Below are 9,674 nucleotides of genomic sequence, written 5' to 3'. Positions count from 1 at the left end.
TAAAAAACCCCGGCGTCCTGCCGGGGTTTTTCGTATTGGGTTGCTAGGTATGACTCCTGTCGTACCTCACGATCCTGGTGTATAAACTTATTATTGTTGTTTTCTGTTCCGGAACTTCCTGTTCCTGTATGACTTCATCATAGGAAAATTCCAGTATCGCGGATAGCCGCAAAGGGCCGATATTGATGTGCGCCGGGTCGTACAAAATAGCCTAAATTTTATCCACAAAAATTGGGGATAATTTCAGATGCAAGAGTCTTGTTACTTGGGCAGAAATGCAAAAAATGAGTATTTTTTAACCAATTTTATTGGCGGAATATATCAAAACTGCTTAAAAACTCACCGACTTATTACAGAAGCTAATTTTTGTGCATTTTGTGCTCAATGATTAGTTTTTAAGTGATTGATAAATAAAATTATTTTAAAATGCATTTCGTATAACGCCCATTATGTTAAATGGGGAGGTGATTAAATTTAATCCTCCCCCTTAATGTTCAAGATTGACGTGAGCCTGCTGTATTGTAGACAGCGTTATTTTCACGTCTGCCTACAGCAATTACTAATACAACAATCTCATCATCTATGACCTCATAAACCAAACGATAGCCAACACTACGAAGTTTGATTTTATATCGGTTAGGATGCCCTGATAGCTTGTTCTTAGGAACTCTAGGATTCTCTAAGACTTTCATTAGTTTCTTTTTTAATGGCTGCTTAATACTGGGATTAAGCTTATTCCATTCCTCTAATGCTTCTTCTAAAAAGTCTAACTCATAACTCATTTATATTTACTCGGATGCGTTTTTGGTTCGCACGAGTATCTGCAATTTGATTAAGTTCTAAGTCTTCTAACTGTTCAATCATATTTTCATACAGTTCAGCAGGGATACAGTAGAAAGCAGGTGTATTACGGTTGAGAATAGCAACAGCTTCACCTCTACCTGCTAATACAGTATCCATAGGACTTTTCTTTAGTTCAGTAATACTTGCAGTCATTCGTGCATGGATTAGTTGAGTCATAGTTAAGCCTTTATAGAATTAATAGATTGAAGTCTGGGTTGAAGCAGTACTAGATGATTCTCATGTTTTATCGTTTGAAATATTTCAATCAAATGTTTGAAATGGTTTATTGAAATTGTTTTTTTAGATAGTTTTTTTAATTTAAAGAAAGAGCTACTAATCTTATTTAAAACAATAAAAAATTGTCTTTTATCGATAGCTGGTCTATCAACCGCACTAGTTAAAACTTCTAAAGCTCTTTTTAGACTTCTAATTTGCCTAATAGATTCTAGTTTTCGAAGATTTTTTTCATCTAATCCAAGTAATCTATCAAGCTCTGCATCTATTTTATCAAACTCTAGATATAACTTATCTAATTCATCAGAATCTCTTTGCAGATCTTCTAATAAAGCATCAAGTTCTAGATCTTCTAGTTCCGAATTCATATAACAATCCTCATTGTTAAATAAACATTAGCATATTATTGGTGCTTTTAAAAGACTTTTAAAGGTGCTTTAAGGAGTGCTTCTATACTGGATATGCCACATCTATAGTTATTGAGTTTGTATTATTGATTTTTATATATTTTTTGAATTTAAGTTTAGCCCCTAGCCTAGATTTTTTAGTTTCCTATAACGGCCATTATGTTAAATGAAGACAAAATCCATTTTGTACATTATTCTATTACTATCCTTTTAAATAAATGATAATTAATTTAATTATTAACAACTTAACTGAATGATGAAATGCAATGGCCGGAATTACTGATAAAAGTATAAAAATCTTATGGGCAAATGCGGCTGGTCTTTGTTCATTTGAGGGGTGTAATACGAAGGTTACAGGTATTGCTAATGGTCCATACACTTTAGGTGAAATGGCTCATATAAAGGGGAATAAAAGAGGTTCAAATCGTTATGACCCTCAGCAGTCAGATATAGAAAGACACGATTACAATAATTTAATTCTCCTTTGTCCTACACACCACACTTTAATTGATAAGCCTGAAAATGAGTCTACTTACACGGTAGATTTACTCCATAAGATGAAGAATCAACATGAAGAAACAATATTAGAAAAGCTAGTTAATAAAGAAATCAAAAATTTATGTGAATTAAAACATACAATAAACCAGTATTTAACCGATAATTATAATGCTTGGAATCAATATGGTCCTCTATCAGAAAGAGCACAAAGAAACCCTCAAAGTCAGCAATTATATGAAAATTGGATACAGGCAAGAAGTGAAATAATTGTACCTAATAATAGGTTAATTTATGCCCTATTAAGCAAATATCGAAACCTATTTAGTCAATCTGATCAACAAGCTATTAGTGAGTTTATTCTGCATGTTGAGAGCTATGAGAGATGGATAACTACTATAAATTCATATGAATCTGTAGTACGTTTCCCTGAAAGTTTTAGAAATTTAATTCAAGGATAAAAGCATGGCAGCAGCTAACAAAGAATTCCCTTGGATGAGTTATTATGGAAACTATAATTTTTTCCTTAGAAAACTTAAAGTACATGATAAAGTTAATGAAATTAAAAGTATTGATGCTAAAAATGGAATATACAAAATACATTTATCAGACAGGTCTATAAATGTATTTATTTGTGAATGTTATTCTTTTGGGGTAGCAGAATACTATGAATTATTAGGTAAAATTGATATAGAAATTGATGCTATTGTTATTAATTCTAACTGGTGTTCATATAGTTCTGATGTAAAAGAGCAATGTAAAGAATTGAGAGTTGGTGTTTTTAAATTTGGTGAATTTTTAGGTGCCATTAATCGTAGAGACTTTTGGAATTATGTTTCTCCAGATTAAATACAAAAAGAACAGAATCAATGTATGAAGAAGTTTTAAAACTATATGGATTTGGTTCATTTTTTAATATTGGAAAATCTACGTCCGACATAGATTTTGTTATAATTCATAGAAATACATTAAGACAATCTTGTGAAGAAGCAATTAGCTTGAAACAATTAATTTTAGTCAAAGTTCCTAATGCCGATGTGACAATGCTATCTGATAAGGAAGAAAGTGAAATGAATTTTATAGAAATAAGTAGAGCTAAATTATTAGGGAGCATTAACTCTTCAAAAATCAGCAAAGAGTTATTTTATATATTGGATCAGTATGAAATTGATATAATTTAATTCTTCTAAAATTAACATAATACACCTTATACGAAATGCTTGAAATTTCCCTATAGGCATCAATATCTTAGTTAAAGCCGTTCTAGGGTTCAGCGCACTGGAGCGGCTTTTTATTGATTCTTCACGTTCCACGCCTATTCTTTGATCATTGTTCCACAACTTTGATTAGCTTCAGTGAAGAATCAATTGTCAAAAACAGCCTTCGCCAAACGACCGAATAAACCTCGTTTTTTAGGTTGTCGCTCGATATGCGTAGGCACTGGACTGTGCTCATTTTCTGTTTGCTCCGGAGTAGTCAATCCGTCATATTTAGCTTCTGCTGTGTCTAGTTCTGGATCTGTTTTGGTCATGCTTGGTTGCACCGATTCTTGATCGGTAAACGTAGTCATATTGGCTTTTGGGGCTTCTAGTAAGCGTTGTATCGCCTCTATCTGATTATCTTTTGTTGCTAATTGTTCTCTTTGAAAAATTTCTCGTTCATGTGCTAGTTGTAGTTGTTTTTTTAGTATATCTATCTGTTGTTTCAACATGTCTACTTCTGTCTCTTTTTGTACCGAAGTAGACTGTAACGTGGTTACATGCTTATTATTTTGGGATGGTTCACCAAATACGCGTATAGCTTCTGAAAGGTCTATTTTCCCATCGCTATTTTTTGATAAATCTCCTTTATTTATACGCTTATAGATGCTTTGGCGGTTCATTCCATAAAGTTGAGCTAATTCAATAACAGATAGTGCTTTCATTATGTAACCTAGGTGAAACTCTGTATGTTAGTAGATAGTATTTAGTGATGTAACGTTACATCAATGATTTAACGATAGCCAACTTTTTCAAGCATTGGAGCAAACTCCTTTAATTTTTCAGAATCTTTAAGCATTTCAGCAATTCTTACTGCAAATTGAGTATAGCTTTCAGTTCCTTGAGAGTATTTACTCATTTCTGGAAGCTCAGATAACTTATTGGAAAATAAGTAACGTTGAGAGTCAGTCATTTTTTTTGAAAAAAGATCTAGATTCCCAGATATTGTTTGATTTTCTGGTGATTTGTTCTTAGATTTTTTGTGCTTAAAAGAAAAAGAAAAACCACATATTGAACGGCCTTTTTTATGCTGTTGGTAGTTTGCTTCTATATCTGTTTTTTCGCTAATTTCAGAAATGGCTAAGTCAAGAACTCTTGTTTTAAAGTGATCCATACGCTTGTATTCATTAACACCAATTCCAAGTTGTTCTCTAAAAGTTGCTAATTCAAATAAAGGTGTTCTCCCCACAGCTCTCCATTGAATTAGTAACTCATATAATCTTGCTGAATATGTACTGTTAAGCTGGGCTGTTTGGCTCAGTAAATATTGAGTAAAAAAGTCTTTAATACCATCAATCTTACTTATTCCTTGTACAACAGCTAGTGTGAAAACAAGTTCAATAGCCCCTTCATCATCTAGATATTTTACTTGCTGAATCCATCTACTTTTGACTAACTTCCCATCTTCATCAAAGAAGCTAAATCTTCTGTTAAATAAGGAATCCTCTGCTTCTTTCATTCTCTGATAAGCATTTTGCCTCGTGGTCCCGAAAACTTCGGCATATCTCAAAGCATCTATTCTTAAAGGAGTATCTGTACTTAGTCCTGTACCCGTATGTCTAGCATCAACGATGGCTAATTGAACAATATGAAACTCTGATAAAGATAGAGCTTGGAAAGCTTGGTTTAACCGATTGGTTTTTACAACTAATTCTTTTGACATAGACCCAATTGAAATATTTTTATACCCACAGATTATAATAATGTGGGTGTAACTACAACTGTTTAGTTAAGGGCGTAATTAAATGGGTAACTAAACGTGGGGAAATGGGTAACTAAACGTGGGGAAATGGGTAACTAAACGTGGGGAAATGGGTAACTAAACGTGGGGAAATGGGTAACTAAACGTGGGGAAATACAATAGTTAGTTGTTGAAATTTAAAAATTAAAATCAAATTAAAAACATTTAAAAATATTAAAATTAATTAAAAGCCCAGGGAATGAAAAATTGCCCTTGGTTTTCGCTACGCTCAAACTCTATTGAACTTCGCTTTCGCTCAGTTCGTCGGGGCAATTTTTTAGTTAATTCTTTCTTGAATTCTAAAAACCAAAAACAAGAATGGATTCGCTACGCTCATAAAGCTTTTTCACTCGCTTTCGCTCGATCTAAAATCTGATTTTTACATGTGATTTACGCTTTATTAGGCTCTACAGCCTAAAAAGCTGTTTTTCAGAAAGTCGAAGCGCGAATTTTAGTGGTTCGCTCGTAGACACTCGCTCTATAGATACCTTTTAGGTATTTAATTTGAGTTTTAAGGATATTTCTTAGTTTATAAATTAAGGATTCATATTAGGTAAAGCGTAAAAGAGCCTATTTCGCATTTTTAGCCCTGATTACATTTTTTATTAGGGATGGGTAGGATTAAGCCAAAAACAGGCTGTAATCGCATTTTATGGCTTTCTACGGTGCTTTTGGATGAGTACTTTGTGAAACTCTTGCCCATTGATTTTATAGGTTGGCAAATCTTCAACCATACGCTGGAATAATTTTGTTTCTTCCTTGAGGTCTTCGGTGTTGTTTTTGATCTCTTTATAGAGTGTGGTTTCTTTAATGGCTCTTTCCCAAATAATGCTTTGTAGGAGGGCATCTCTGAGCAGGGGAATATCACTGTGCTGGATCTGAAGATCGAGGTCTTTATAAAGTGATTGAACTACACCTCCTATCGCGTATTTGAGTTGGTTTTCTGCATTGCGTTTTTTCTGGGCTTCCGTCAGTTCCTTGTGACTTTTCTGCAAAATTTCACGTTTGTGTTCATTCTCCAGCCGGATTCGATTGTCTAGGGCGGCTTTTTCAATTTTCTGATAAGACTCTAGGGCGCGATCCAGGCGGAAAAAATTATCCTGATCCATTGCTTGATTGAGTAAGGTCAGAATTTCAATTTCGTTGGCCAAGAGGGGCTGCTGGTTTTTGTCCTTCAGTTTGATCTGTTCAATGAGTGCCTGTCTTTTTAGAAACTGGTTCTTCTCCCGGTCGACTGTTTTGAGCAGACTGAGTTGTTTGTCATTGAATCTGCCATTGGATTGCTGAAGTAGGGTCAAAGCCTGTTGTTGTTTTTTCTTGAGGAAGGGAAGTTTTTCCAGGAACTGCTGCAATGTCATGAGGTCATTTGAAGTGAGTATTTTTGCAGGTCTTCCACGAGCCGCCATCGCATTCTCCAGCATAAAATGGGTGAGGTTTTTGTGTTTTCAGTTTAGCATAGGCCGGCACGGGAAGAATTAAATAAAATGTGGGAACATTTTATTTAATTCTTAAGCTCGTTTCCGTGTTTTTAATTCGATATAATTACTACGCAATTATATCGAATTAAAAACACTTCTCCTCGTGCTCCGCAGGCTCTGCGAGGCTCCGTGAATTTGAAGGTGGGATTATGTTCTATTGCAACCTGGAACACACAAGCAAAAAGGCCGTGAAAACCCGATCGGGGAAAGTAAAAAATGCTGCCACGGCCAAGAACCGGTTTCACTACATTACCCGGACTTCGCATTTTAAAAATTATAAAGAAAGTGCCTCAGAACAGATCGAATTTGTGAGATCCGGCAATATGCCAAATTTTGCTGAAGGAAAGCCGGCTGAGTTTTGGGGCGCTGCAGATATTTATGAACGTAGTAATGGCCGTACCTGTTCCAGTCTGGTGGTGGCCTTGCCGAAAGAGTTGAACCAGGCACAGCGGATTGAATTGGCCGAGGCATTTATTGCTGAGTTTGCAGACCGCTATCGCTATCCCTTTACCTGTGCCATTCATAATCATGTTGGATCGTTGGGTGGGCGAGAGCAACCGCATTTGCATTTTATGTATAGTGAACGGCATGTTGATGGCATCGACCGGACCGCAGAACAGTTTTTTAAGCGTTATAACCCAAAGGATCCACAGAAAGGTGGGGCGCAGAAGCTGACAGCTGATGTGTTAGGCATGGGAAAGGCGCAGTTACAGCTGTATCGGCAGAAAACTGAAGAGCTGATTAATGACAGTCTCATGCGTTATGCCCCGACCAAGATGGTGGAAATCAAGGGAATTCAGGTGGAAGTTCCTAGTTTGGTCAGCTGTTTATCCAACAAGGAATACAACAAGAAGCATGGCACACAGCTGAAGGATGTTCCTGTGATGAATAAGGCGGTCCGTTTTGCGCGTGAGAAAGAGCCGGAATTAGTGGCCGAACGGGAAAGAATGACTGCTGAAATTAACCGGTTACGTGCTGAAAATCATTATGAGTTGTATCGTTCATTTTACGAGGCTGAATTAAAAAATCGTCAAGAGATTGAAGAGTTGAGCACGCAAGCTGAAACACCACGGACACGGCAGCATTGGTATGCTCAAGAAAAATTATTGTTTTTACAACAGAAAATGCTGCAAGCCTTATTGCAAGATCGTCAAATGACTGAACCTTTTAGGTTGATTCAGCATGATTTACAGGCTTATATCGATCTTTTGAATATCGAATCCTTCGATCGACTTGAAAAATTTGAATACTTAACTGATCTGGGCCAACAGTTAAAGAATTCAGTTATCCAGATAGCCTCTATTGAGGAAGAATTGGCATTCATGCAGCGGCAAGTCATCGAACGTGTGCCTTTGCAAATGAGAGAAAAGGCAGTAACCCCTGACAAGATAAGAAATCATGATCAGGATAATGATTTTAGTCCTGGCTTTTAAGCAGATTATTTAGGGCACGCCACTGCATGAGCAATACTGCTTCTTCATCTTTAATTGTGGTTTCTCCGGACTGAATCCGGTCAAAGCGTTCCCAGGATCTTTTTTCATGAGCCTTTTTTTCTTCAGGACTCATGCCGAAGGTCGCAATCGATTGAGCTGTTGCCCAATCCTTGCGATCCATTTTTTTGAGATGTTCACTGGTACTGAATTTTTTCATGGAAATACTTCTGAGAGGGACTTAACCGAATTATTTGATCTTTAATTCCTTAATGTGACAGAAGCTGATATTGCAACTGCCAAGCTGAATGCAGAATTTTCCCTTATATTGTAAAAGATAATTCGACTTTTAGATTTTTTTAGAAACTAAAAAACAAGATATTAATTATAAATCAACAATTTATACGATTAGTAATGAATTTTAGGTTTTTAAGAAAAAACAATATAATGACTGTAAATCAATGGCTTAGATGATTAGTAATGAATTTTAGATTCTATTTTTTTAAGCGTCTAGCCTAAAATTCATTACTATCCCATTTTATTTATTTAGATCAATGACTTAGATTATTTTTTTAAGCCTGGTCTTGTGAGCTAAAAAAATCTAATTAGGGCCTACTTATAGGAGCTTTCGTATAAGGTGTATTATGTTAATTTTAGAAATACTAAGTTCAATATAGTACAGTCGATTTGCCAATTATTGATTCATAACGATATTTTTTAAAACTGTAAATCCTAATAATTTTTTAAATACTTCCCAATCCATGTCATTTTCAAATTTATTTTTTAAAGTAGATAAATTTAACTTCTGATAGATTTCATCTTCAGATTTCGTATTCAATAGTTCCTGTATAATTGAAAGTAACTCATGAGGTTCAATATGTTCTGGAAGGTCTTTAGCTAACTGTAATAATATTACTTCTAGTAGGGACAACTTACTAGATTGTATAAATAATTCATTAGCTTGGATTCTAGACATTTTAATCTTCCAATAGTTGACCGATCTCTAAAGATGAATAACAACGCTCTTTAAAGATTAAAATAATAGCCTGCCTATACTCTTCGGAAATAGAAGCTTTATATTTATTAATTAGTTGCAGTTCGGAATTAAGCTGGAGGTCATTTTTGATCGTCAATACTTCCGTAGAGACTTTATTAAAAATATTGAAACTAAACATACAGGCGCTCTTTATCAATATTGTAGCGGCCCGACTACAACAAACACCTGCCTTAGCTTAGCTAGACACCCTTTGTGACAAGCATTACAAATTAAAAAAGGGTCTGCAAGTTTTTCTAAATGGGAAGCATGAATAATCTACTAAGGTACTACCCATTTAACATAATGGGCGTTATACGAAATGCATTTTAAAATAATTTTATTTATCAATCACTTAAAAACTAATCATTGAGCACAAAATGCACAAAAATTAGCTTCTGTAATAAGTCGGTGAGTTTTTAAGCAGTTTTGATATATTCCGCCAATAAAATTGGTTAAAAAATACTCATTTTTTGCATTTCTGCCCAAGTAACAAGACTCTTGCATCTGAAATTATCCCCAATTTTTGTGGATAAAATTTAGGCTATTTTGTACGCCCTGGCGCACATCAATATCGGCCCTTTGCGGCTATTCGCGATACTGGAATTTTCCTATGATGAAGTCATACAGGAACAGGAAGTTCCGGAACAGAAAACAACAATAATAAGTTTATACACCAGGATCGTGAGGTACGACAGGAGTCATACCTAGCAACCCAATACGAAAAACCCCGGCAGGACGCCGGGGTTTTTTA

Annotated in this window: 13 protein-coding genes; 4 read left to right on the top strand and 9 right to left on the bottom strand. The window is 35.3% G+C overall.

All coding sequences use genetic code 11. The features are described 5' to 3' along the window. Nucleotides 1-494: 494 nt before the first annotated feature. From E2K74_RS13980 to E2K74_RS13970, 3 genes are read right to left on the bottom strand one after another with little or no spacing between them, the layout of a single operon-like run. Nucleotides 495-782 carry a type II toxin-antitoxin system RelE family toxin gene (locus E2K74_RS13980; RefSeq protein ID WP_151208196.1) on the bottom strand — a complete coding sequence of 96 codons (288 nt, stop codon included), beginning with the start codon at nt 780-782 and terminating at the stop codon, nt 495-497. Further along, complete coding sequence (locus E2K74_RS13975; protein ID WP_151208195.1) at nt 772-1,020, bottom strand: type II toxin-antitoxin system Phd/YefM family antitoxin; 249 nt, start codon at nt 1,018-1,020, stop codon at nt 772-774. The genes E2K74_RS13980 and E2K74_RS13975 overlap by 11 nt, the downstream gene beginning before the upstream one ends. A 2-nt stretch (nt 1,021-1,022) precedes the next feature. Continuing rightward, complete coding sequence (locus E2K74_RS13970) at nt 1,023-1,445, bottom strand: hypothetical protein (protein WP_149494568.1); 423 nt, start codon at nt 1,443-1,445, stop codon at nt 1,023-1,025. A 305-nt stretch (nt 1,446-1,750) separates the two neighbouring features. Here E2K74_RS13970 and E2K74_RS13965 point away from each other — a divergent pair, with 305 nt between their 5' ends. Genes E2K74_RS13965 through E2K74_RS13955 form a run of 3 tightly spaced genes read left to right on the top strand, consistent with a single transcriptional unit; the run spans nt 1,751 to nt 3,160 of the window. Then, complete coding sequence (locus tag E2K74_RS13965; protein WP_151208194.1) at nt 1,751-2,440, top strand: HNH endonuclease signature motif containing protein; 690 nt, start codon at nt 1,751-1,753, stop codon at nt 2,438-2,440. Between the two features lie 4 nt (nt 2,441-2,444). Next, nucleotides 2,445-2,828: a hypothetical protein gene (locus E2K74_RS13960; RefSeq protein ID WP_151208193.1), complete on the top strand. Its 384-nt coding sequence runs from the start codon at nt 2,445-2,447 to the stop codon at nt 2,826-2,828. A 20-nt stretch (nt 2,829-2,848) separates the two neighbouring features. Next, a complete protein-coding gene (locus tag E2K74_RS13955; protein ID WP_151208192.1) occupies nt 2,849-3,160 on the top strand; it encodes a hypothetical protein in 312 nt (103 codons plus the stop codon). 182 nt (nt 3,161-3,342) lie between these two features. On the opposite strand, the gene E2K74_RS13950 is transcribed toward E2K74_RS13955, so the two are convergent. The 3 genes from E2K74_RS13950 to E2K74_RS13940 all read right to left on the bottom strand — a co-directional run bounded on the left by E2K74_RS13950 (nt 3,343) and on the right by E2K74_RS13940 (nt 6,400). Next, a complete protein-coding gene (locus E2K74_RS13950) occupies nt 3,343-3,903 on the bottom strand; it encodes a plasmid replication DNA-binding protein (protein WP_151208191.1) in 561 nt (186 codons plus the stop codon). A gap of 68 nt (nt 3,904-3,971) precedes the next feature. Then, nucleotides 3,972-4,901 (bottom strand): replication initiation protein RepM, encoded by a 930-nt coding sequence (gene repM / locus E2K74_RS13945; protein WP_151208190.1) that lies wholly within the window; start codon nt 4,899-4,901, stop codon nt 3,972-3,974. 728 nt (nt 4,902-5,629) lie between these two features. Beyond that, nucleotides 5,630-6,400: a hypothetical protein gene (locus E2K74_RS13940; protein ID WP_227548044.1), complete on the bottom strand. Its 771-nt coding sequence runs from the start codon at nt 6,398-6,400 to the stop codon at nt 5,630-5,632. 206 nt (nt 6,401-6,606) lie between these two features. Here E2K74_RS13940 and E2K74_RS13935 point away from each other — a divergent pair, with 206 nt between their 5' ends. Then, nucleotides 6,607-7,890 carry a MobA/MobL family protein gene (locus E2K74_RS13935; RefSeq protein ID WP_151208189.1) on the top strand — a complete coding sequence of 428 codons (1,284 nt, stop codon included), beginning with the start codon at nt 6,607-6,609 and terminating at the stop codon, nt 7,888-7,890. Here E2K74_RS13935 and E2K74_RS13930 read toward each other — a convergent pair. The 3 genes from E2K74_RS13930 to E2K74_RS13920 form a co-directional block, all read right to left on the bottom strand. Then, entirely contained in the window at nt 7,874-8,107 is a 234-nt protein-coding gene (locus E2K74_RS13930; RefSeq protein WP_201798536.1) for a hypothetical protein, read from the bottom strand. The genes E2K74_RS13935 and E2K74_RS13930 overlap by 17 nt on opposite strands. A 474-nt stretch (nt 8,108-8,581) precedes the next feature. Beyond that, nucleotides 8,582-8,863: a hypothetical protein gene (locus E2K74_RS13925; protein WP_151208188.1), complete on the bottom strand. Its 282-nt coding sequence runs from the start codon at nt 8,861-8,863 to the stop codon at nt 8,582-8,584. A 1-nt stretch (nt 8,864) separates the two neighbouring features. After that, complete coding sequence (locus E2K74_RS13920; protein WP_151208187.1) at nt 8,865-9,062, bottom strand: hypothetical protein; 198 nt, start codon at nt 9,060-9,062, stop codon at nt 8,865-8,867. Between the last annotated feature and the right edge of the window lie 612 nt (nt 9,063-9,674).

The sequence above is a fragment of the Acinetobacter sp. RF15B genome (assembly GCF_007558235.1).
In the GTDB taxonomy this organism is placed as follows: domain Bacteria; phylum Pseudomonadota; class Gammaproteobacteria; order Pseudomonadales; family Moraxellaceae; genus Acinetobacter; species Acinetobacter lwoffii_C.
This window is presented reverse-complemented; position numbering and strand designations above follow the sequence as displayed.

What these genes read in the sequence shown, in the direction of transcription:
- E2K74_RS13980 (WP_151208196.1), bottom strand. Translation starts at nt 782, where the DNA reads ATGAGTTATGAGTTAGACTTTTTAGAAGAAGCATTAGAGGAATGGAAT.
- E2K74_RS13975 (WP_151208195.1), bottom strand. Translation starts at nt 1,020, where the DNA reads ATGACTCAACTAATCCATGCACGAATGACTGCAAGTATTACTGAACTA.
- E2K74_RS13970 (WP_149494568.1), bottom strand. Translation starts at nt 1,445, where the DNA reads ATGAATTCGGAACTAGAAGATCTAGAACTTGATGCTTTATTAGAAGAT.
- E2K74_RS13965 (WP_151208194.1), top strand. Translation starts at nt 1,751, where the DNA reads ATGGCCGGAATTACTGATAAAAGTATAAAAATCTTATGGGCAAATGCG.
- E2K74_RS13960 (WP_151208193.1), top strand. Translation starts at nt 2,445, where the DNA reads ATGGCAGCAGCTAACAAAGAATTCCCTTGGATGAGTTATTATGGAAAC.
- E2K74_RS13955 (WP_151208192.1), top strand. Translation starts at nt 2,849, where the DNA reads ATGTATGAAGAAGTTTTAAAACTATATGGATTTGGTTCATTTTTTAAT.
- E2K74_RS13950 (WP_151208191.1), bottom strand. Translation starts at nt 3,903, where the DNA reads ATGAAAGCACTATCTGTTATTGAATTAGCTCAACTTTATGGAATGAAC.
- repM (WP_151208190.1), bottom strand. Translation starts at nt 4,901, where the DNA reads ATGTCAAAAGAATTAGTTGTAAAAACCAATCGGTTAAACCAAGCTTTC.
- E2K74_RS13940 (WP_227548044.1), bottom strand. Translation starts at nt 6,400, where the DNA reads ATGCTGGAGAATGCGATGGCGGCTCGTGGAAGACCTGCAAAAATACTC.
- E2K74_RS13935 (WP_151208189.1), top strand. Translation starts at nt 6,607, where the DNA reads ATGTTCTATTGCAACCTGGAACACACAAGCAAAAAGGCCGTGAAAACC.
- E2K74_RS13930 (WP_201798536.1), bottom strand. Translation starts at nt 8,107, where the DNA reads ATGAAAAAATTCAGTACCAGTGAACATCTCAAAAAAATGGATCGCAAG.
- E2K74_RS13925 (WP_151208188.1), bottom strand. Translation starts at nt 8,863, where the DNA reads ATGTCTAGAATCCAAGCTAATGAATTATTTATACAATCTAGTAAGTTG.
- E2K74_RS13920 (WP_151208187.1), bottom strand. Translation starts at nt 9,062, where the DNA reads ATGTTTAGTTTCAATATTTTTAATAAAGTCTCTACGGAAGTATTGACG.